Genomic DNA, 21,025 nt, shown 5'->3' with positions numbered 1-21,025 from the left:
GGATGCTCCTTTCCAAACGGCTCGGCAGGGCCGCCTTCGCCGCCTTCATGACCGCCGCCATTCCGGTCGGCGCGCAGGTCACCGGCGACGCCGCCTTCTCGCAGGTCGAGAAGGGGCGCTACCTCGCAGTCCTGGGAGACTGCGCGGCTTGCCATACCGCACCGGGCTTGCCGCCTTTCGCCGGCGGGGTCGTGCTGCAGACGCCCTTCGGCGATCTCGTCGCCCCCAACATCACGCCCGATCCCGAGACCGGTGTCGGGCGCATGTCGCTCCAGGATTTCCAGAGCGTGATGTCGAGGGGCATCGGCAAGGGCGGCTATCACCTTTATGGCGCCATGCCCTTCACCGCCTACACCAAGGTGACCGCGCAGGATAACGCGGCGATCTGGGCCTATCTGCAGACGCTGGAGCCGGTGAAGAACAAGGTCGAGCCGAACCAGCTGCCGTTTCCGTTCAACATCCGCGCCAGCCTGATCGGCTGGAACCTGCTCAACTTCACCCAAGGCGAGTTCAAGGCCGATCCGGCGAAGTCGCCCGACTGGAACCGCGGCGCCTATATCGTCGAGGGGCTGGGCCATTGCGGCACCTGCCATACGCCCAAGAACCTGATCGGCGGCGACAAGAACAGCCAGTTCCTCGAAGGCGCGACGCTGCAGGGCTGGTTCGCGCCCAACATCACCGCCGACCCGCATAAGGGCATCGGCGCCTGGAGCGAGGACGAGATCGTCCAGTATCTGAAGACGGGCGCCAACCGCTTCGACATCGCGTCGGGCCCCATGGCCGAGCTGGTCGAGAAATCGTCGCAGCACTGGACGGACGCGGATCTGAAGGCCGTGGCGGTCTATCTCAAGGCTGGCCGCAATGGCGAGGCGAAGGCGCCTTCACCGCTGCCCGCCGGCGACAAGCTGATGATAGCCGGGCAGGCAATCTTCGCAGACCGCTGCATGGGCTGCCATCTGTCGAACGGAGCCGGCGTGCCGAAGCTCTTTCCGCGTCTGGCAGAGGCGCCGCTCGTCAATGCGGGCGATCCGACCTCGCTCATACGCGTCGTGCTCGCGGGAAGCCGGGCCGGCGCCACAGAGGCCGTTCCGACAGGTCCCGCGATGCCCTCCTTCGCCTGGAATCTCGGCGACCAGGAGATTGCGGCGGTTCTCACCTATGTCCGAAACAGCTGGGGCAATGCTGCAGCGCCCGTCGAGGCGAAGGATGTCGCAACGTTGCGGAAGACTCTGGCACCCTAGCCCGATCGAAGCTCGGCACCCGCCTGCAGCTCCCCGCACAGCATCGCGCGAGACCCCAGATAAGCCCGTCGGCAAAACGAAAGGGCCGCTCGCGCGGCCCTTTCAGTCTCGGAGCAGGCTGACGGCTTACGCCGCCAGCCCCTTGGCCAGTTCGCTGACCTGCTTCTCGAACAGCGCGCGATAGGCGCCGTCCTCGCGAGTCAGCAGGGCCTCGTGCGGCCCCTCCTCGACCACCTGGCCGCGATCGAAGACCAGGATGCGGTCCATCGCCCTGACCGTCGAGAGACGATGCGCGATCACGATCGTGGTGCGGCCCTCCATCAGGCGTTCGATCGCCTGCTGGATCAGCGCCTCCGATTCCGAATCGAGGCTCGAGGTCGCCTCGTCCAGGATCAGGATCGGCGCATCGGCCAGGAAGGCGCGGGCCAGCGCGACGCGCTGGCGCTCGCCGCCCGAAAGCTTGATGCCGCGCTCGCCGACCAGCGTGGCGTAGCCCTTGGGCAGGCGCATGATGAAGTCATGCGCGTTGGCAAGCTGCGCCGCCTGCTCGATCTGGGCCTGCGAGGCGCCGGGCCGGCCATAGGCGATGTTCTCGGCCAGCGAACGGTGGAACAGCACCGGCTCCTGCTGCACGATCGCGATCTGCCGGCGCAGGCTCTCCTGCGTGACGCTCGCGATGTCCTGCCCGTCGATCGCGATGCGGCCCGCCGTGACGTCGTAGAGCCGCTGCACCAGCTTGACGAAGGTCGTCTTGCCGGAGCCCGAGCGGCCGACGAGACCGACCTTCTCGCCGCCACGGATGGTCAGCGAGAAGTCGCGGTAGAGCGGGTCGTGATGGCCGCCATAGTGGAAGGTCACGTCCTCGAAGGCGATCTCGCCCGCCGTCACCCCCATCGCCACCGCCCCCTTCCGGTCCGGCACGCCATAAGGAAGGTCGTGCATCCAGACGAGCTCCTCCATGTCGTTGACCGAGCGCTGGAGGTTGTGGATGTGCTGGCCGACATCGCGCAGATAGCCGTGCACCACTGCATAGGCCGTGAGAACGAAGGCGACATCGCCCGTGCTCGCCTGCCCGTTCAGCCACAGCCAGATCACGAGGCCGATCACCGCCGCCCGCAGGAAGAGCAGCACCACCAGCTGGCCGGTGCCGGCCCAGGTGCCACGCAGCCAGGCGCGCCGCGTCCTCAGGCTCCACTTCGCCACGACGGTCGCGAGCCGCAGATCCTCGCGCGCCTCCGCGCCATAGGCCTTCACCACCGGGTTGCAGGTGATGGCATCGGCCAGGGAGCCGCCGAGGCGGGTGTCCCAGGCATTGCCAAGCCGCGCCGCCGGCGCGACGAAGCGTAGCGACAGCACCAGCGTCAGCCCGATATAGGCGAGCGCACCCAGCGCCACGACGAGGCCCATCACCGGCCAGTGCCAGGCCAGCAGCGCCGTCATGCCGAGCAGGATGACGAGCGAAGGCAGCAACGCGATCAGGATCGTGTCGGTCATCAGGTCGAGCGCCCACATGCCGCGCGTGATCTTGCGCACCGTCGAGCCGGCGAAGTTGTTCGCATGCCAGTCGGTGGAGAAGCGCTGCAGCCGCGCGAACGCTTCCTGCGCCACGTTGCTCATCGTGCGCAGGGTCATGATCGTGATCCCGGTAAAGGCGAAATGCCGCCCGAGCACGGTGATCGCGGCGAGCGCCATCATCGCGCCCAGCGCCCATAGCGCCGCATCCGCGCTGCCGACGCCGCTGGCGACCGCATCGACGAGCCGACCGGCATAGACCGGCGTGAACAGCTCCGCGAGCGTGGACACGATGGTGACGCCCGCAACCCAGGCGACCTGGCCGGGCAGGCGTGCCCAGTGACTGAAAGTGAAGCCGAGAACGGCCCGGAACGGCTCCCGCCGCCCGGTTTGAGTATCGAGAGACATAGCGTCATTCGGCGCCAGGACGGCAGCCGACTCCGAATCAAGGTGGAGACGACGACGGGACGCCAGTCTCCAGAAAAAGGGAAAAGGTTTGAAAAAGGCTCTGGGAGGCCGCGGCAGGCGGGCCTCGTGCGAGACCGACCTAGTGCCGGTTTGGTCGCTCGGGAGCGACGATGATCATGAATTTCATTCAGTCCTCCCTTGTTCGTGTTGGAGCCGGAGAACCAAAATGCCTGATCCGTGGGCAGAACGCAAGCCACCCTCCCATGCGCCGGTCGCACAGGTCGCCCTCCGCCATTTCAAATCGGGATAGACCGCTACCAGAACAGCGCCAGCACTCGCAGCGCGATCACCAGCACGAAGGCGGCGATGATCGTGGCCAGCACCTGCTGGCGCTTGGCGCGATTCGGAAACTGCCGGGCGAGCAGTCGCCCGAGCGGCTTGCGGAAGATGAAGGCGGCAACCAGCAGGACGATGACGATATGGGACAAGGCGTCGGTCTCAAGCCTTGGCCGCTGGGGCGGCTTCGACGGCTGCGCCGGCCTTCTTCCAGGCCCCGAAACCGCCATCGATATGCGCGACCGGCTTCAGCCCCATCTCCTGCGCCGTCCTCGCCGCGAGCGCCGAGCGCCAGCCGCCGGCGCAGAAGAAGACGAAACGCTTGTCCTCCTGGAACACCGGCTTGGCATAGGGGCTTTCCGGATCGATCCAGAATTCCAGCATGCCGCGCGGGCAGTGGAAGGCTCCGGGCATACGCCCTTCCCGCTCGAGCTCGCGCGGATCGCGCAGGTCGACGAAGACGACATCGTCCCGGCCGTGCAGCGCCCGCGCCTCTTCGACGGAGAGCGTCTCGACCGCCTGCCCGGCCTCGGCGAGCAGCGCCTTGTAGCCCTTCGTGATCACCTGCGGCATGGCCTCGTCTCTTAGGGTCTGCGGGCGCGGCGTGACGACAGCCCGCGCAGCATCAATGACATCGCCCTCTCTTGCTGCCACCGGCGCCGCGAAGCAAGCTGCTTGCCTCGGCAGCAAGAGAAATGGCAGAGCGGCGCCATGTTCGGTTTCACCCCCTTCGATCTGTTCGCGCTGGCCTTCTACGCCGCGTCCTGGATCGGCTACCATTATGCCGTCGAGCTCGGCCCGCATGCGCCCAAGAGCCTGAACATGCGCATGAACCAGCGCCGCGCCCGCTGGGTGCGCGAGGCGATGATGCGCGACAACCGGATCGTCGACACCCAGGTCATGAACGGCCTGCAGAACGGCACGGCCTTCTTCGCCTCGACCTCGCTGATCGCGATCGGCGGCACGCTCGCCTTGCTGCAATCGACCGACCGTGTCGTCGCGATCTTCGGCGACCTGCCCTTCGTCCCGATGACCCAGCGTGCGGCCTGGGAGCTGAAGGTGATCGGGCTCGCCATCATCTTCGGCTACGCCTTCTTCAAGTTCGCCTGGGCCTATCGGCTGTTCAACTATTGCGTGATCCTCGTCGGCGCGCTGCCCTCCGCGCGCAATCACGACGAGAAGGAGGCCCGCAACGCCGTGCACGAGACGATCGAGATGAACGTCGCGGCCGGGCGTCATTTCAATCGCGGCCAACGCGCCTTCTTCTTCGCGCTGGCCTATCTCGGCTGGTTCCTCGGGCCGATCACCTTCCTCATCTTCACCGGCTCCGTGCTGGTGGCAATGTACCGGCGCCAATACGCTTCCGACGCCGCCCGCGTCTTCCGCTACCCCGAGGATCCTTGATGGCCGACCAGGCGACGCTCGAAACGACGATCCTCGATCTGCTGGCGCGGCAGGAGCCCGGCCGCACGCTCGCGCCGATGGATGTCGCCCGCGCGATCGGCGGCGACCATCCCGATGGCTGGGGCCCGCTGATGCAGCCTCTGCGCCGCGCCGCGGTGAAGCTGATGAAGGAAGGCCGGCTCGTCATCACCCGCAAGGGCCGCCCGGTCGATCCCGACGATTTCCGCGGCGTCTACCGGCTCTCCTTGCCCGACACGCCCTGACGATTCAGGGGCCGGGAAACAGCGTGTCCGTATAGCCGGCGAGACGATAGGCGACGAGGCCGACCCATTCCTTGAAGCCGTTATCGGCGATCTCGAGCGCGCGCGGCGCGCGGCTATAGGGCTGGGTGAAATCATCCGGCTTGCCGCGCGACCAGTAGTCGACCGGGAAGGCCTCGACCGCGAAGCCTGCCTTGCGGAAGACGCCCATCGCGCGCGGCATGTGCCAGGCCGAGGTCACCAGCAGCCAGCGCTCGCCGGGCTTGGGATCGACGAGGCGGCGCGTGAAGACCGCGTTTTCGAGGGTGTTGCGCGATTTGTCCTCCAGGATGAGCCGGCCCGGTTCCAGTCCGAGCCCCTCCATCAAACGCTTGGCGCCATCAGCCTCGGTCACCGTCGCCTCCGAGATCAGATTGGCGGCGCCGCCCGCGAAGACGATCTTGGCCTGCGGGTGCAGGCGCGCCAGCTCCACCGCCTTCGTCATCCGCGAGGCCGAAGCATTGAGCACCACGTCGCCGCGCGCCAACCCGATCGCCCCGCCGAGCACGACGATGCCGGTCACCGGCCCCTTCGCCGCGTCCTGCTGCGGAAACCGGTCCTCCAGCGGGCGGATGACCGCACGCGGCAGCGGGCTGAACGCCATCAGCCCGAGCATGATCACCGCAAACAGCCCGAGCCAGCGCGCGGGCCGCGCGAAGCGGGTGAAAGCGAGGAGCGCCGCAAGTCCGGCCAGCAGGATGACGAAATTGACCGGCGAGAACAGGAACCAGACAATCTTGGAAAGGACGAAGAACATCGCTGGCCCGGATCGAGAGGAAGATCGCTCACCCGCTATAGCCGCCGAATGCTGACAGCTTTCTAAAGCTGCTCTCTTCAGCGAATGATCTGCGGGGGACTCTGCGGGCGCCGCGACGGCGTCCGAGGCAGCGACTTCGCCACCTCGATCGCGCGCTCGGCCACCTCACGTAATTCGCAGCCGGCCTGCCGGCCGGGCTGGAGGCCGTCGCGCTGGCCAGCGCCGTAGAGCGCGCATTTCTGCGCGACATAGCTTTCCCAGGTCAGTTGCAACGCCGCGAGCCGGCTGCGCTGGCCGGCATCGAGCGGACGCGACGCCATCTGCAAAGCGAGGCCCAGCCGCTCGCGCCAGGCCACCTCCTCGCGACGAGCGCATCCGGCCTCCGCCCCACGTGAGTCGCTGCTGGCGGCACGGACGCAAGGCACCGCGACAGCGCCGATGCAGGCTGCCGGCGATGCGCCATTGTCCCGCAGGCATGCGGCGAGCTGGGTCCGATCCGCAGGAGCGGCCGGTGCCGGCGTCGAATCCTGCGCCAGCGCCGGCACGGAGAGGGAAGTCAGGATGCAAAGCGCGGCGAAGGAACGGATCATCCCCGCATCATGCCAGCCGCCGCCTTGCGATCAAGCCGCCAGGCGCGTCCTCACGCAATCGGCAACGGCAACGCGGCCTTGGCCGCCGGCCGCGCGAAAATCGTCTCGTACCAGCGCCGCACCGCCGGCCGCTCCACGCGCTCGACCGGTATGTTGAGCCAGCGATGTGCGCCACAGCCGACAGTGATGTCCGCCACACTGATGCGCTCGCCCGCCAGGAAAGGCCGCTCCGCCAACTGGTCCTCGATGATCGCCATCAGCGCCTCGGCCCGCTTCATGCCCTCGGTAATCACCTTGGGCTCGGTATAGCCCGGCACCTTGCGCACCACGCCCCAAAGCACCGGCGCCAGCGCCGGCTGCAACTCGGAGAGCATCCAGTCCATCCAGCGTTCGGCTTCGGCCCGCCGCGCCGGCTCCTCCTCCCACAAGGTGGAGGCGCCATAGCGTGCTGCCAGATAGCGCACGATGCTGTTCGACTCCCACAGACGAAAGGCGCCATCCTCCAGCACGGGAATCTGCTTGTTCGGGTTCATCGCGCGAAATTCCGGCGTATCGAGCCCGCCGAAGGGCCCGCCGACATCGACGCGCTCGAAAGCCTGCCCGACCTCCCCGGCCGCCCAGACGACCTTCTGGACGTTTATCGAACTCAAACGCCCCCAGATCTTCAGCATGCCCGGCCCTCTCAGGCGAATTCCATGATGACGGCATCGACGGCGAGCGAATCTCCCTCCTTCGCCAGGATCTTGGCGATGGTGGCGTCCTTTTCGGCGCGCAGCACGTTCTCCATCTTCATCGCCTCGACCATGGCGAGCGGCTCGCCCGCCTTGACCTCCTGCCCGACCGTCACCGCGATCGACTTGACCAGCCCCGGCATCGGGCAGAGCAGGACCTTGCCCGTATCGGCCGCGACCTTTTCCGGCATCAGCGCGGCGAGCTCCGCCTCGCGCGGCGTATAGACATGAGCGTCGGCATAGGCGCCGGCATGGCCGAGCGCGACGCCGTTGAGGATCGGCCGGATCTGCGCCGCGACCTTCACCCCGTCGAGCGTGCCGTGCCAGACCGGCTCGCCCGGCACCCAGCCACTGACGACGCTGACGCTGCGGCCCGGGAAGGCGATGACCACCGCCTCACCCTGCTCGATCACCTCGCCCTCGAAGCGCTCAGCCCCGAGCTGGACGATGCGCTGCCGGTCGAAGGCGACCTTGCGCCAGCCTTCCATCTGCGCCGAGACGTTTCGCTTGCGCTGGTTGAGCTTGTGGTCGCAGGCGATCGCGATCGCCGCCATGCGCAAAGCCGTCTCTCCCTTCGGCGCCGGCAGCGAGAAGCCTTCCGGAAACTCCTCGGCGATGAAGCCGGTCGAGAGGTTGCCGGCGATCCAGCGCGGATGCTGCATCACCGCCGCGACGAAGGGGATGTTGTGGCGGATGCCGTCGATGGCGAAGGCATCGAGCGCGCGGCCTTGAGCCTTGATCGCCGCCTCGCGCGTCGGCGCATGCGTCACCAGCTTCGCGATCATCGGATCGTAATAGATCGAGATCTCGCCGCCCTCGAAGACGCCGGTGTCGTTCCGGACCGTCGCCTCGCCGTCCGGCCCTTCGCTCGGCGGCCGATAGGTCACGAGCCGGCCGGTCGAGGGCAGGAAGTTGCGGGTCGGATCCTCGGCATAGACTCTGGATTCGACCGCCCAGCCGTCGAGCTTCACATCCGCCTGCGCGATCGCGAGCTTCTCACCATAAGCGACGCGGATCATCTGCTCGACGAGGTCGATGCCGGTGACCATCTCGGTGACGGGATGTTCGACCTGAAGGCGGGTGTTCATCTCGAGGAAGTAGAAGGACTTGTCCTGCCCGGCGACGAACTCGACCGTGCCGGCCGAGTCGTAGTTCACCGCCTTGGCCAGCGCGACCGCCTGCTCGCCCATCTTCTTGCGGGTGGCTTCGTCGAGCAGCGGCGACGGCGCCTCCTCCAGCACCTTCTGGTTGCGGCGCTGGATCGAGCATTCGCGCTCGCCGAGATAGATGACGTTGCCATGCTTGTCGCCGAGCACCTGGATCTCGATATGGCGGGGATCGACGATGAACTTCTCGACGAAGACGCGGTCGTCGCCGAAGGAGGACGCGGCTTCCGACTTGGCGCGGGCGAAGCCCTCCGCCACCTCGCCCGAGGAATGGGCGATGCGCATGCCCTTGCCGCCACCGCCGGCCGAGGCCTTGATCATCACGGGATAGCCGATCTCGTCGGCGATGGTCACCGCATGCTCGGGGCTCTCGATGATGCCGAGGAAGCCTGGAACGGTGGAGACCTTCGCGGCAGCCGCCGCCTTCTTCGATTCGATCTTGTCGCCCATCGCGGCGATCGCCCCGGGATTGGGCCCGATGAAGACGATGCCGTTATCCTTCAGCGCCTGGGCGAAGGCTTCGCGCTCGGACAGGAAGCCGTAACCGGGATGCACGGCCTGCGCGCCCGTCTGCTTGCAGGCATCGATGATCTTGTCGATCAGCAGATAGGACTGGGCAGCGGGCGCCGCGCCGATATGCACGGCCTCATCGGCCATCTCGACATGCAGCGCATCGCGATCCGCATCGGAATAGACGGCCACCGTCTTGATGCCCATGCGTCGCGCCGTCTTGATCACACGACAGGCGATCTCGCCACGGTTCGCGATCAGGATCTTCGTGAACATGCGTGGCCACTCCCGGCTTCAGACGTACCTGCAATAGCCGGGGTGTATGGGACGCCGCAACCGGCGTCCACCGATGCGAAAGTCGGCTATGGCATTGAACCGATACCATAGCCGGAAAATCGATCGCCCCCGTATCCGGCCGGATGCGGGGGCGATCGATACAAACCCGATGTGCGAAGATGCGCAGTCAGCTCGCCAGCACGACCCGATGGGCCGCGCCGGTGCTCTTGGCCATGTTCTTGGCGGCCCCCTTGGCGAAGGCGAAGGACAAAAGCAGCTCGTCGCAATGCTCCGCCTCGCGGACGATCTCGAAGGCGATGCGCTGGGCGGTCGCGGTCGGCCCCTCGCCGGCCGAGAGCGTCGTTGCCAGCCAATGTGCCTTGTCGCGGTCGATGACGCCGGTCGGGCGGTTTTCCCAGACGGCGAAGTCGACGGTGAGCGCGACCAGATAATCTGCAAAGGCCGCGCAGCTCTTCGCCACCGCCCGGTCGAGAGCGACCAGGACATCTATGATGTCGCGCGTCAGGACGATGTCGATCAAGATTTCGCGCTGAAGCATCTTGACGTCTTGATCGTTGATCGCGCGACGATCCATCGCGCGATCGACGAATTCACGAAGCTCATGTCCGATCATGTCTGAACCCCTGTCCGGCGTTGTTTTGTGCCGGTACGTTCCTGCTGTGGGAACACCATGCGCCGGGGTCGGGAAGCAGGTGGTTAACGCGCAAATCTGAACGATTATTCAGGTTAAACGAGGCTGAGTCGATGTGGTTGCGAGGATGTTACCAGCGGCCGCTGACATAGCGACCAGCGGACCATCCCGCCGGCCGAAACGCACGTCGTTCGAGCCGGGGCACTTTCAGCCCCGGTGAGGGAGCACCGCTCTCAAGCTCGCCTCTCTTACGCGACGGCGGCCTGCGCCAGGCCCAGCGCAGCGGGCAGTTCGGTGATCTCGCGCAAGGCATGTCTCGCCCCAAGCGCAATGAGGCTCTCGACCGGCTGGAACCCCCATGAGACGGCGACGGGAACGACGCCGGCCGCCACCGCCATCTCGATATCGAAGGAGCTGTCGCCGACCATCGCGGTGCGCCCGGCCGCGGCGCTCGTCTCGGCCATGGCGTTCAGGATCATGCCGGGATGGGGCTTCGAGGGCGCATCGTCGGCCGACTGAACGGTATCGAACAACCCCTGCCAGCCATGACGCGCAACGATGAATTCGGCACCTTTGCGCGACTTGCCCGTGGCGATGCCGAGCTTGAGGCCCGGCACGGCCTTGAGTCGCGCCAGCGTTTCCGCGACGCCGGGAAAGAGCGGCTCGTCCAGCGACGGATCGGTCTGCGCCTGCAGGCGCATGGCGCCGAAGACCTCGCGATAGGTCTGCGTCAGCAAGTCGTCCGGCCTGTCGATCCCTGCGAGGCGCGCCAGCGCGATGTCCAGCGTCAATCCGACGATGCCGAGCCCGGCTTCACGGCCGGGATGCACCCGGCCGCAGCGCTTGAAGGTCTCGTATTGCGCGCCGAGAAGAATCGCCTCGGAATTGATCAGCGTGCCGTCGAGATCGAAGATGATGAGATCCATGCGGGCGCTTTAACGCGTATCGAGATGCCAGGCTATGACCCGTCGGTCATAGCCGCCATCCCGCCGGTAGCCTCTCAACCCCTGGCCTCGCGGGCGCAGGCGTCAATCGCCTTGCGCAGATCGGCCCCGTCGAGCCCCTTGGCGCGCGCCTCCTTGCGGCATTCGGCCCGCTGCGCGAGGTCGGGGCGCTTGGCGTTGAAGCAGGCGGTCAGCGCCGCGATCCGCTCCGAACCTGCCAGCTTGCGCGCATCGACCTCGTCCTTGCAGGCGGCTCGGGCCGCGACCGCGGTCGGCTTGCCGTCCCGCGTCACGCCGTCCTGCGCATAGAGCTGCACGCCCGGAAACTTGCCCTGCATGCACAGCCGCATCGCCGCGCGCAGATCATCTCCCGACAGCGCGACGTTCTCGGCAACGCAATCCTGCCGCGCCTTGGCGCGCTCGGCCCGTGGCACGGGCTCGTCTGAAGATGCCGCGACAGCCGGCGCCGCAGGTTTCATCGGCGCGGTCTGGGCCTGCGCGGCAGCCGAAAGCCCCAGAACCATAGCGGAAACGATCACGATCAAACGCATGGACAAGCCCCCTTCCCCAAAAGAGAACATAGTTAGAACAGAAATCGATCCGTTCCGCAACTGTTCTCCTCCCTTTCCGGGAAAGGAGTGCCCTATTCGTCCGGGGCCTCGACGATCGGATCGTAGGGCGCATCGTCGAAGCCGAGCAGATTCCAGCTCTGTCGCATATGCGGCGGCAGCGGCGCGCTGACGTCGATCGTGCCCTTGCCGCGCGGATGCGGCAACACGATCCGCCGCGCCAGCAGATGCAGCTTGTTCTGGATGCCGCCAGGCAGCTCCCAGTTCTGGATGTTGAAATATTTCGGATCGCCGACGATGGGATGGCCGATATGGGCGGCATGGGCGCGCAGCTGGTGGGTGCGGCCGGTCACCGGCTTCAGCGAAAGCCAGCCGAGCTTCTGCGCCGCCGTCTCGACGATGGCGTAATAGGTCACGGCATGCATCGCGCCGTCCTCGCCATGCTTGGCGACAGCCATCCGCTGGTCGCCGTCATAGGCCTCCTCGCGGGCCAGATAGGTCGAGATGCGGCCCTGCTTGACGCGTGGCACGCCCGCCACGAGCGCCCAGTAGACCTTGCGGGCCGAGCGTGACCGGAAGGTCTTGGCGAGCGTCGCGGCGGCGAAGCGCGACTTGGCGATGACGAGGCAGCCGGCCGTGTCCTTGTCGAGCCGATGGACGAGGCGTGGCTTCTGGCCGTCCTTGTCGGTCAGGGCGGCGAGCATGCCGTCGACATGCCGCGTCGTGCCCGAGCCGCCCTGCACGGCGAGCCCCGCCGGCTTGTTGAGGACCATGACGTCGTCGTCCTCATAGAGCGTGATCGAATGCAGGAAGCCGATCGTGTCGGCATCGGCCTTGGCCGAGCGCGGGCGCTCCGCCTGCTGCTCCAGCTTGAGCGGCGGAATCCGCACGGTCTGGCCTTCGCTGAGCCGGTCCTTGCTGTCGGCGCGCTTGCCGTCGACGCGCAGCTCGCCCTTGCGGACGATGCGCTGAATATGGCTGAAGGAGAGTTGCGGGAAGCGCGTCTCGAGGAAGCGGTCGATCCGCATCTCGTTCTCGTCCGGCGTCACCACGAGTTGCTGGACGCCGGTGGAGAGAACCTGGGCCGTCTCGGCCTTCACCTCGGCGCGCGTGCGCTTCGGCGCCTCGGGTTTCGCAGCCGGGCGCGATGCCCGCGCCATGGGCTCGCCGCCCTCCGCCTTCGGTCGGGCAGCGGCGCGGCGACGCGCGTCATGACTGGGGCGCTTGCCTTTCGCGGAACCAGCGCCGGGCCTGCCGCCCCTGCCGCCGCCGGCTCCCTTGCCACCGGATTTCATGAACGGCCTCCGGAGCGGCACCGGCCGCGGCTTTGAAGAATGTGCTGTTGCATGGGTGAGCAATAGCCAGCGCCACGAGCCGGCACAAACAAATTCCGGAGCGGACAGGGGCTCGGCGGTCCCGGCGGCTCACCCCTTCCTGATATTGGTGAAAACCGGCACGCCGTTCAGCATGCCCGTAATGCCCTTTCGATAGGCAACCGGCTGGAAATATTGCCCGGCCGGAACGTAAGGCACGTCCTGCATCGCCTGGAGCTGAATTTTCTCCGCGATCGCCTTCTGCCCGGCGAGATCGGGCGTCTCGAGCCATTGCGCGCGCAAGGCTTCGATCTCGGGGCTGGTGGGCCAGCCGGGGCCTGCCTTGACGCCGTTGCCGCGCAGCGGCGAGTTGGTCGCGGGCGAGCCGAGATCGAGCCCCGACCAATAGGTGACGTAGCAACTCCAGCCGCCCGCCTCGACGGGATCGCGCTTGGTGATGCGCTGCAGGACGGTGCCCCAATCGGCCGCGACGAAATCGACATTGGCGCCGATCCGCCGCAGCATGTCGGCGGCGACTTCCGCCACCTGCGAGATGCGCGGCACGTCCTGCCCGGACAGGAAGACGATGCGCTCGCCCTTGTAGCCCGCTTCGGAAAGCTCGCGCTTCAGCGCCGCATGGTCCTTCGCCGCCGCCAGCGCGCCGATGCCGGCGTCGGACGCCATCGGCGAGCCCGAGGGAAAGAAGCCCATCGTCGCGCGCTTCACCGCAGGATCGCCGCCGCAGACGGCATCCATGCAGGCTTCCTGATCCAGCGCCTTCAGGATCACTCGCCGGATGGCAGGGTTGTTGAAAGGCGGCTGGAGATGGTTGAGCCGGATCTGCCCGGCCATGCCCGTCGGGTCCTTGACCTCGACGACGATGTTCGGGTCCTTGCGCAGGATCGGCAGCATATCGATCAAGGGCTGCTCAACCCAGTCGATCTCGCCGGCCTGCAGGGCGCTGATCGCCGTCGCGGGATCGGGCATGACGACGAACTCGACGCGGTCGAGATAGGCGATGCGCGGCCCGGCGGTGAAGCTCGGCTTGCCGTCCGCGTGGGGCACATAGCCCTCGTGGCGCGCATAGACGTGCCGGGCACCGGGCACGCGCTCTTCCTTCACATAGCGGAACGGCCCGGAGCCGACCGCCTCGGGGATCTGCTTGAACGGATCGGTTTGCGCCAGATATTCGGGCATGATCGCGGCGACAAGAGCACTCGGCCGTGCCAATGCCGCAGGCAGGTTCGGGAATGGCCTGTTCAGCCGAAACACGATGGTGCGGTCGTCGGGCGCCGAGATCTCGTCGGTCGCCGCCATCAGCGACTGGCCGAAGGCGTCGCGTGCGCCCCAGCGCTTGATCGACGCGACCGCGTCGCGCGCCAGGACCTTGCTGCCGTCATGGAAGACGAGGCCGGGCCTCAGCGTCAGCGTCCAGCGTTTGCCGTCTTCCGCAACGACATGCCCCTCGACCATCTGCGGCTGCGGTTGCAGCGTCTCGTCAAGGCCATAGAGCGTGTCCCAGACGAGCAGCGCATGGGTGCGGGTCGAATAGCCCGTCGTCCAGATCGGGTCGATGATCGCGACATCCGAATAGGGCACGAAGCGCAGCGTCTTCGCGCCTTGGGCGCGCGCCAGTCGCGGCATCGGCAGCAAGGCCGTCGCGGCAGCCGAACCCTTGAGAAACCGGCGTCTGTCCATCTCATTCTCCCCTCGCGATGATCGTGGCGTCACCGCAGATCGCCAGCAAGAGATGCGCCAGAGACGATCGGCGCCTAAACAAATTCCGCCGCAATCGCCCGCTCTGTTCCGCGCCTTGGCGAAGCAGGTCGGCCGACGGATAAAGGGAAGACGGATATGGCAATGAACGGGGTTTTGCGGGTGTGGCTCGGCTTCGCCTTCGCATCGGCCCTCACCATGGCCGGCTCTGCCACAGAGGCCCAGCAAGGCCGGGCGCCGGACTGGCCGACCGAAAAATGCAACCGCTACAGAACGGCTTACGAGCAGGCCTTGAATCGACAAGGCAAGTCCGGGCTGAGCCCGGATTTCCTTGCCAGCCACGATGCTTTCCTCGCAGCAAACTGCCAGGCCCGCGCCGAGGTCTGCGCGCGCAGCAAGGAGGAAGTGGCTCTCGCCAACACGCTGACGCTGATGGCGATGAATCGGGGCATGTCCGGCACGTTCCTGCCGTTCTATTGCCGGAGCTGATTTCTCTGGAGCCTGTTTGGAGATGTGAGCCCTCATCCTGAGGAGCGCCGCAGGCGCGTCTCGAAGGATGCTTCAGATGTCTCCGGAGCCTGCTGGATCATCCTCCGAGACGCCCTTCCCTCCGGAATGGCTCCTCGGGATGAGGGCTTGGGGCGTATCCAAGCGGGCCCTTGCGCCCTCAGCGCTTCAGACGCGCCCGCAGCAGCGGCAGGGCATAGAGCTCGAAGGCAATGGTCAGGACGATGAAGACCAGCGCGATCGCGAAGGCGATGATCCAGTAGGAGACGTCCTCCCGCAAGACGAACCAGCCCGCGATCACCGAGGGAACGAAAAGCAGCAGGCGTGCCAGCAGAACCATCGTCGAGATCCGTCGGATGCCATCCGCAGAAGCGGCGGATGACCTCATCTGGATCAGGTGGCCGTGAAAGACAAGCGACCGCCGCCTCGATGCCTCGCTCTAACTGCCCCGCTCCTGACGCCGCTTCTCCCAGTATTCCAGCCGCTTGCGGATTTCGCGCTCGAAGCCGCGCTCCGGCGGGTCGTAGAAATGCTGGCGGCCGAGCGCGTCGGGCCAGTAGTTCTGTCCCGAGAAGGCGTCCGGCTGGTCGTGGTCATAGGCGTAATCGGCGCCATAGCCCTCCTCACGCATCAGCCGGGTCGGCGCGTTGAGGATGGTTTTCGGCGGCATCAGCGATCCCCGCTCCTTCGCCACCCGCACCGCCGCCTTGTAGGCGGTGTAGGCGGCGTTCGATTTCGGCGCCGTGGCGAGATAGATCACGCAATTGGCCAGCGCGAGCTCGCCTTCCGGCGTGCCGAGCTGCTCGTAGGTTTCGGCAGCCGCCCGCGCATGGAGGAGCGCCTGCGGATCGGCAAGCCCGATATCCTCCACCGCCATCCGGACCAGACGACGCGCCAGGAAGCGCGGATCCTCACCGGCATCGAGCATACGGGCGAAATAATACAGCGCCGCGTCGGGATCGGAGCCGCGGATCGTCTTGTGCAGGGCCGAGATCAGGTTGTAGTGGCCGTCCTGCGCCTTGTCGTAGATCGGCGCGCGGCGCTGGATCACCTCCGACAGCCCATGCTCGTCGAGGATTTCGCCGGGCTTCGCCGCCCGCCAGATCTCCTCCGCCAGGGTCAGCACGGCGCGCCCGTCGCCATCGGCGAAACGGGCCAGTGCCAGCCGCGCCTCCGGCGTCAGCGGCAGCTCCCGGTTCTCCAGCACCTCGGCCCGGCCGAGCAGGAAGAGCAGCGAACCCTCGTCGAGCGCCTTGAAGGTCAGGACGCGCGCCCGCGAGAGCAAGGCCGCATTGAGCGCGAAGGACGGGTTCTCGGTCGTCGCGCCGATCAGCGTGATCGTTCCGTCCTCCATCACCGGCAGGAAGGCGTCGAGCTGGGCGCGGTTGAAGCGATGAATCTCGTCGACGAAGAGCAGCGTGCCCTTGCCGCCGAGCCGCCGGCCGCGTGCCGCCTCGAACACCCTCTTCAGGTCGGCGACCCCTGAGAAGATCGCGCTGATCTGCTCGAAGCCGAGATCGACGAGCCCGGCGAGCAGCCGCGCCACCGTGGTCTTGCCGGTGCCGGGCGGCCCCCAGAAGATCAGGCTACCGACCGTGCCGGAGGCGACGAGCCGCGTCAGCGCGCCGTCAGGGCCGGTCAGATGCTCCTGCCCGGCCACCTCGGCGAGCGTGGTCGGCCGCAGGCGGTCGGCGAGCGGGCGCGGCCCCGCCTTGTCGAGGCCGGAGGCCGAGAACAGGTCGCTCACCCGGGGAAGACCGAGGTGATCGTCTGGCCCTTGCGCGAGATCGTCACCTCCCAGGCGCGCCGGCGATCCTTGAGGATGGTCTCGACATCGCGCGAGGTCGCCATCCGCTCGCCGTTGAGCGCCATGATGATGTCGCCCTTCTGGAAGCCGATATTGGCGCCCGCGCTGCCCTCCTCGACCTCGCCGACGACGACGCCCTCATTCGCGGTTTCCATCGAGAGCTCTTCCGCGACGGCCGGCGAAAGATTCATCACCGTCAGCCCCGCCAGCGGCGAGCGGCTGGTGAGCTTGACCGCGTCGCGCGGGCGGCTTTCCGGCGCCGCCACGAGCTTGACCGGAATCGAGATACGGTTGCCGCCGCGCAGCACGGTCAGCATGGTCGTGCCGCCGATCGGCCGTGTCGCGAAGCGGTAGCCGAACGCCTCGGGATCGTCGACCGCTGCCCCGTCGACGGAGAGAATGACGTCGGAGCGGCGCAGGCCCGCCAGGTCCGCCGGCCCCTTCTCCACCACGCTGGCCACGACGGAGCCCGCCGGCCGGTCGAGGCCGAGCCCGTCGGCGACATCGGTCGTCAGCGCCTGCAGGCGCGCGCCGAACCACGGGCGCTTGACCGTGGTGGCACCGGCCTTGGCGCTATCGACGACGAGGCGGACCATCGCGGAAGGAATGGCGAAGCCGATGCCGACACTGCCGCCCGAGCGCGAATAGATCGCCGTGTTGATGCCGACCACCCGGCCCTTCATGTCGATCAGCGCGCCGCCGGAATTGCCCGGATTGATCGCCGCATCGGTCTGGATGAAGGACTGGGCATCGCCGACGCCGATCTGCGTGCGCGCGAGCGCCGAGACGATGCCTTGCGTCACGGTCTGGCCGACGCCGAAGGGATTGCCCATGGCGAGCACGATGTCGCCGACCTGCAGTTCATCGGTATCGGCCAGCTCGATCGCGGCGAGGTTCTTGGTATCCGCGACCTTGAGCACGGCAAGGTCGGTGCGCGCGTCGCGCAGCAGGATCTTGGCCTCGACCTCGCGCTTGTCGGCGAAGGCGACCTTGACCTCGCTCATGTTCTCGATGACGTGGTTGTTCGTCACCACGAGCCCGGCCTGCGCATCGACGATGACGCCGGAGCCGAGCGAGCGCTGCACCTGCTCGCGCGGCACGCCGAAGCCGCCATCGCCGAAGAAGCGGCGGAAGAACGGATCGTCCATGAACGGGTTCTGCGGCCGCTTCTCGACGCGGGCGCCATAGACGTTGACCACGGAGGCGGCGGTTCGCTTCACCAGCGGCGCGAAGGAGAGCGTGATCTGCTCGCGCGCCTCGGGCACCTGCCGCGCCTGGCCGAGCGCCGGCCAGGGCGAGACGGCGGCACCCAGCGCACATGCGAACGCGGCGGCGGCCAGCCTCCTGCGATGTCCTGAGAAGCGTTCGATCATGCTGTCCTCGTCGTAAAACAAAAGCCGCCTGCCAAAATCGGAGTTGCAGCGGCCAGCCGGGCATCCTTCATTATACCCGTCTCGACGCTCGCAGTTCCTCACCGACATGTCGTGCAACTCATGCGGCTTCGCAAGCCACCAGGGAAAACTCATGAGCCTGATCCGGCTTGTTTATGCCAGCCACAGCCTGCTCGACGATTCAAACCGACGCGAGGAACTGGGCGGAATTCTGTCGAGCGCTCGCCGCTTCAACGAAGCAAACGACATCACCGGCTTCCTGCTCGCCACGCGCGGCGCCTTCGCGCAGGTGCTGGAAGGCGAGGCTGCTCGCCTCAGTGAAACCTATGCCCGGATCGAAGCGGACCCGCGCCATACTGGCCTGCAGGTTCTCTCTCGAGCGCCCGTCGCGGAACGTCTTTTCGCCGGCTGGACGATGGGCGTGGCCGAGCATGACGAGACCACGCAGTTCATCTTCGGGCTCTATGGCGTGACGCCGGAAACCGATCTGCCAACCCAGCCTGTCGACGCGCTGCTCGACCTCGCCGGGGAGCTGGCGCGGCGGCCGGACTGAGAGCCAGCACCCCGGCAGCCGGCTTTCCAAGCCTCTCTGTCTCAGAGACCGCAGCAAGCTCCCACGACTCGCGCATCAGAACGAAGTCCGGCGAATAAAAAAGGGCGGCCCGAAGACCGCCCCTTTCAAATCGATGATTCGGCCGATCAGGCCGCTTCGTCTTCAGCCGTGAACACCGGACCGGAGTCCTTGCCCTTGGCCTCGACGTCGCGGTCGACGAACTCGATGATCGCGAGCGGGGCGTTGTCGCCGAAGCGGAAGCCCGCCTTCATGATGCGCAGATAGCCGCCATTGCGCTCCTTGTAGCGCGGGCCGAGCACCGCGAAGAGCTTGCCGACCAGCGCGATGTCCTTGATCTGGGCGATCGCCTGACGACGAGCATGCAGGTCGCCGCGCTTGCCGAGCGTGATCAGCTTCTCGACGACCGGGCGCAGATCCTTCGCCTTCGGCAGGGTGGTGGTGATCTGCTCGTGCTTGATCAGGGCCTGGGCCATATTGGCGAACATCGCCTGGCGATGCTCGGCCGTGCGGTTGAAACGGCGACCGCGAAATCCGTGACGCATTGTTTGGCTCCTTCGTTGCTTACGGCCGCCGTGCCACGGTACGGCCGTTCGTTATGCTCCGGCTGGGAATAGCCGGGCGGGGTTGGCGCGGGATGCCTCCCACGCCGGTTGAAACTCAGTAGTGCTCTTCGAAGCGCTTGGCGAGCTCTTCGATGTTCTCCGGCGGCCAGCCCTGGACGTCCATGCCCAGGTGCAGGCCCATGGTCGCCAGCACTTCCTTGATCTCGTTCAGCGACTTGCGACCGAAGTTCGGGGTGCGCAGCATCTCGCCCTCCGACTTCTGGATGAGGTCGCCGATATAGACGATGTTGTCGTTCTTGAGGCAGTTGGCCGAACGCACCGAAAGCTCGAGCTCGTCGACCTTCTTGAGCAGCGCCGGGTTGAAGGGCAGCTGCGGCGCGGTCGAGACGGCCTCTTCCTTGCGCGGCTCCTCGAAGGTGATGAAGACGGCGAGCTGATCCTGCAGGATGCGGGCGGCGAGCGCCAGCGCGTCCTCGGGGCTGACCGAGCCGTTGGTCTCGATCGCCAGCGTCAGCGAATCCTTGTCGAGGTTCTGGCCCTCGCGGGTGTTCTCGACGCGGTAGGAGACCTTCTTGACCGGCGAGTACAGGCTGTCGACCGGGATCAGGCCGATCGGCGCGTCCTCGGGGCGATTCTGCTCGGCCGGGACATAGCCCTTGCCGGTGTTGACCGTGAACTCCATGCGGATCTCGGCGCCCTCGTCGAGGGTGCAGAGCACGAGCTCGGGGTTGAGGATCGAGACGTCGCCGATGGTGTTGATGTCACCGGCGGTGACGGTGCCCGGGCCCGACTTGCGCAGGGTCATGCGCTTGGGACCCTCGCCCTGCATCTTGATGGCGATGGCCTTGATGTTCAGGACGATGTCGGTGACGTCCTCGCGGACGCCCGGAATCGAAGAGAACTCGTGCAGAACGCCGTCGATCTGGACGGCGGTCACCGCCGCGCCCTGGAGCGACGACAGCAGCACGCGACGGAGCGCATTGCCGAGCGTCATGCCGAAGCCGCGCTCGAGCGGACGCGCGATCACGGTGGCCTGACGCTTCGGGTCGTCTCCGACCTTCACTTCGAGCTTGTTCGGCTTGGAAAGATCCTGCCAGTTCTTGCTGATCACGACCGCACTCCTGGTGCTGAATTCATCTGGCGGCCACCGCCGCCCCGGACAGGCGCCCGCCCCTGCGGGCGCCTCTTGCAATGGACTTCGCGTCAGACGCGACGGCGCTTGCGCGGCCGGCAGCCATTGTGCGGGATCGGAGTCACGTCGCGGATCGAGGTCACGGTGAAGCCCGCGGCCTGCAGCGCGCGCAGCGCCGACTCACGGCCCGAACCCGGACCCGTCACCTCGACCTCGAGGGTGCGCATGCCATGCTCGGCAGCCTTGCGGGCGGCGTCCTCGGCCGCGACCTGCGCAGCATAGGGGGTCGACTTCCGCGAACCCTTGAAGCCCATCGTGCCGGCCGACGACCACGAGATCGTGTTGCCCTGCGCGTCGGTGATGGTGATCATGGTGTTGTTGAACGAGGCGTTCACATGCGCGACGCCGGAGACGATGTTCTTGCGTTCGCGACGACGGACGCGGGTGGCTTCCTTGGCCATGGTTCTCTTTCTTTCATCCTTCAGGCGCGCCCGTCATTCCAGGCGCTGGGGAGAGGTCTTCCCGCCGTCATGCCCGGATTTGATCCGGGCATCTCTGGCAGGAGAAGGCGCCAAAAGGCGCCCTCGTCACACGATCCTCGGAGCAAGCCCGAGGACGACGTTCGGC

23 protein-coding genes are annotated in these 21,025 nt (G+C 66.8%); 5 read left to right on the top strand and 18 right to left on the bottom strand.

The window, feature by feature from the left end:
- Positions 1-2: 2 nt before the first annotated feature.
- Positions 3-1,241, top strand: coding sequence for a c-type cytochrome (locus tag GY40_RS18730; protein ID WP_248311213.1), 1,239 nt, complete (start codon positions 3-5; stop codon positions 1,239-1,241).
- 126 nt (positions 1,242-1,367) lie between these two features.
- Here GY40_RS18730 and GY40_RS18725 read toward each other — a convergent pair whose 3' ends face one another.
- The 3 genes from GY40_RS18725 to GY40_RS18720 all read right to left on the bottom strand — a co-directional run bounded on the left by GY40_RS18725 (position 1,368) and on the right by GY40_RS18720 (position 4,070).
- Complete coding sequence (locus tag GY40_RS18725) at positions 1,368-3,161, bottom strand: ABC transporter ATP-binding protein (protein WP_038365473.1); 1,794 nt, start codon at positions 3,159-3,161, stop codon at positions 1,368-1,370.
- A 314-nt stretch (positions 3,162-3,475) separates the two neighbouring features.
- Entirely contained in the window at positions 3,476-3,649 is a 174-nt protein-coding gene (locus GY40_RS27660; protein WP_156116002.1) for a hypothetical protein, read from the bottom strand.
- 10 nt (positions 3,650-3,659) lie between these two features.
- Positions 3,660-4,070 (bottom strand): rhodanese-like domain-containing protein, encoded by a 411-nt coding sequence (locus GY40_RS18720; protein WP_038365471.1) that lies wholly within the window; start codon positions 4,068-4,070, stop codon positions 3,660-3,662.
- Between the two features lie 138 nt (positions 4,071-4,208).
- On the opposite strand from GY40_RS18720, the gene GY40_RS18715 reads away from it, so the two are divergent.
- Together GY40_RS18715 and GY40_RS18710 are read left to right on the top strand one after the other, a co-directional pair.
- A complete protein-coding gene (locus GY40_RS18715; RefSeq protein ID WP_038365468.1) occupies positions 4,209-4,901 on the top strand; it encodes a DUF599 domain-containing protein in 693 nt (230 codons plus the stop codon).
- A complete protein-coding gene (locus tag GY40_RS18710) occupies positions 4,901-5,164 on the top strand; it encodes a DUF3253 domain-containing protein (RefSeq protein WP_038365466.1) in 264 nt (87 codons plus the stop codon). Before GY40_RS18715 ends, GY40_RS18710 begins: the two co-directional genes overlap by 1 nt.
- 4 nt (positions 5,165-5,168) lie before the next feature.
- Here the strand turns inward: GY40_RS18710 and GY40_RS18705 are convergent, their stop codons facing one another.
- From GY40_RS18705 to GY40_RS18665, 9 genes are all read right to left on the bottom strand, one after another.
- Positions 5,169-5,957 (bottom strand): YdcF family protein, encoded by a 789-nt coding sequence (locus GY40_RS18705; protein ID WP_038365464.1) that lies wholly within the window; start codon positions 5,955-5,957, stop codon positions 5,169-5,171.
- A gap of 77 nt (positions 5,958-6,034) precedes the next feature.
- The gene (locus GY40_RS18700) at positions 6,035-6,547 is read right to left on the bottom strand and encodes a lysozyme inhibitor LprI family protein (RefSeq protein WP_038365462.1); all 513 of its coding nucleotides are present in this window, start codon (positions 6,545-6,547) and stop codon (positions 6,035-6,037) included.
- Positions 6,548-6,597: 50 nt separating this feature from the next.
- Positions 6,598-7,218 (bottom strand): glutathione S-transferase family protein, encoded by a 621-nt coding sequence (locus GY40_RS18695; protein WP_038365459.1) that lies wholly within the window; start codon positions 7,216-7,218, stop codon positions 6,598-6,600.
- An 11-nt stretch (positions 7,219-7,229) separates the two neighbouring features.
- Positions 7,230-9,230 carry an acetyl-CoA carboxylase biotin carboxylase subunit gene (locus GY40_RS18690; RefSeq protein ID WP_038365457.1) on the bottom strand — a complete coding sequence of 667 codons (2,001 nt, stop codon included), beginning with the start codon at positions 9,228-9,230 and terminating at the stop codon, positions 7,230-7,232.
- A 187-nt stretch (positions 9,231-9,417) separates the two neighbouring features.
- The gene (locus tag GY40_RS18685; protein ID WP_038365454.1) at positions 9,418-9,864 is read right to left on the bottom strand and encodes a hypothetical protein; all 447 of its coding nucleotides are present in this window, start codon (positions 9,862-9,864) and stop codon (positions 9,418-9,420) included.
- Positions 9,865-10,130: 266 nt separating this feature from the next.
- Positions 10,131-10,808 (bottom strand): HAD-IA family hydrolase, encoded by a 678-nt coding sequence (locus tag GY40_RS18680; protein WP_038365452.1) that lies wholly within the window; start codon positions 10,806-10,808, stop codon positions 10,131-10,133.
- 74 nt (positions 10,809-10,882) lie between these two features.
- Positions 10,883-11,377, bottom strand: a complete 495-nt coding sequence (locus tag GY40_RS18675) for a hypothetical protein (protein WP_038365450.1) — start codon at positions 11,375-11,377, stop codon at positions 10,883-10,885.
- Positions 11,378-11,469: 92 nt separating this feature from the next.
- Positions 11,470-12,690, bottom strand: a complete 1,221-nt coding sequence (locus GY40_RS18670; protein ID WP_038365448.1) for an RluA family pseudouridine synthase — start codon at positions 12,688-12,690, stop codon at positions 11,470-11,472.
- A 129-nt stretch (positions 12,691-12,819) separates the two neighbouring features.
- A complete protein-coding gene (locus GY40_RS18665; RefSeq protein WP_038365445.1) occupies positions 12,820-14,406 on the bottom strand; it encodes an ABC transporter substrate-binding protein in 1,587 nt (528 codons plus the stop codon).
- A gap of 162 nt (positions 14,407-14,568) precedes the next feature.
- On the opposite strand from GY40_RS18665, the gene GY40_RS18660 reads away from it, so the two are divergent.
- A complete protein-coding gene (locus tag GY40_RS18660) occupies positions 14,569-14,913 on the top strand; it encodes a hypothetical protein (RefSeq protein ID WP_038365442.1) in 345 nt (114 codons plus the stop codon).
- A 178-nt stretch (positions 14,914-15,091) separates the two neighbouring features.
- Here the strand turns inward: GY40_RS18660 and GY40_RS18655 are convergent, their stop codons facing one another.
- From GY40_RS18655 to GY40_RS18645, 3 genes are all read right to left on the bottom strand, one after another.
- The gene (locus GY40_RS18655; protein ID WP_038365439.1) at positions 15,092-15,271 is read right to left on the bottom strand and encodes a hypothetical protein; all 180 of its coding nucleotides are present in this window, start codon (positions 15,269-15,271) and stop codon (positions 15,092-15,094) included.
- Positions 15,272-15,370: 99 nt separating this feature from the next.
- On the bottom strand, positions 15,371-16,678 hold the full coding sequence (locus tag GY40_RS18650; protein WP_038365437.1) for a replication-associated recombination protein A: 1,308 nt from the start codon (positions 16,676-16,678) through the stop codon (positions 15,371-15,373).
- Entirely contained in the window at positions 16,675-18,111 is a 1,437-nt protein-coding gene (locus GY40_RS18645; protein WP_038365435.1) for a Do family serine endopeptidase, read from the bottom strand. The genes GY40_RS18650 and GY40_RS18645 overlap by 4 nt, the downstream gene beginning before the upstream one ends.
- A 151-nt stretch (positions 18,112-18,262) precedes the next feature.
- Between GY40_RS18645 and GY40_RS18640 the strand changes: the two genes are divergently transcribed.
- Positions 18,263-18,682, top strand: coding sequence for a BLUF domain-containing protein (locus GY40_RS18640; protein WP_051988274.1), 420 nt, complete (start codon positions 18,263-18,265; stop codon positions 18,680-18,682).
- 146 nt (positions 18,683-18,828) lie between these two features.
- Here the strand turns inward: GY40_RS18640 and rplQ are convergent, their stop codons facing one another.
- The 3 genes from rplQ to rpsK form a co-directional block, all read right to left on the bottom strand.
- Entirely contained in the window at positions 18,829-19,245 is a 417-nt protein-coding gene (gene rplQ / locus GY40_RS18635; RefSeq protein WP_038365434.1) for a 50S ribosomal protein L17, read from the bottom strand.
- A gap of 115 nt (positions 19,246-19,360) precedes the next feature.
- Complete coding sequence (locus GY40_RS18630) at positions 19,361-20,377, bottom strand: DNA-directed RNA polymerase subunit alpha (RefSeq protein WP_038365432.1); 1,017 nt, start codon at positions 20,375-20,377, stop codon at positions 19,361-19,363.
- A gap of 92 nt (positions 20,378-20,469) precedes the next feature.
- On the bottom strand, positions 20,470-20,859 hold the full coding sequence (gene rpsK, locus GY40_RS18625; protein WP_038365430.1) for a 30S ribosomal protein S11: 390 nt from the start codon (positions 20,857-20,859) through the stop codon (positions 20,470-20,472).
- Between the last annotated feature and the right edge of the window lie 166 nt (positions 20,860-21,025).

It is taken from the genome of Allobosea sp. UNC402CLCol (assembly GCF_000745475.1).
Classification (GTDB): domain Bacteria; phylum Pseudomonadota; class Alphaproteobacteria; order Rhizobiales; family Beijerinckiaceae; genus Allobosea; species Allobosea spartocytisi.
This window is presented reverse-complemented; position numbering and strand designations above follow the sequence as displayed.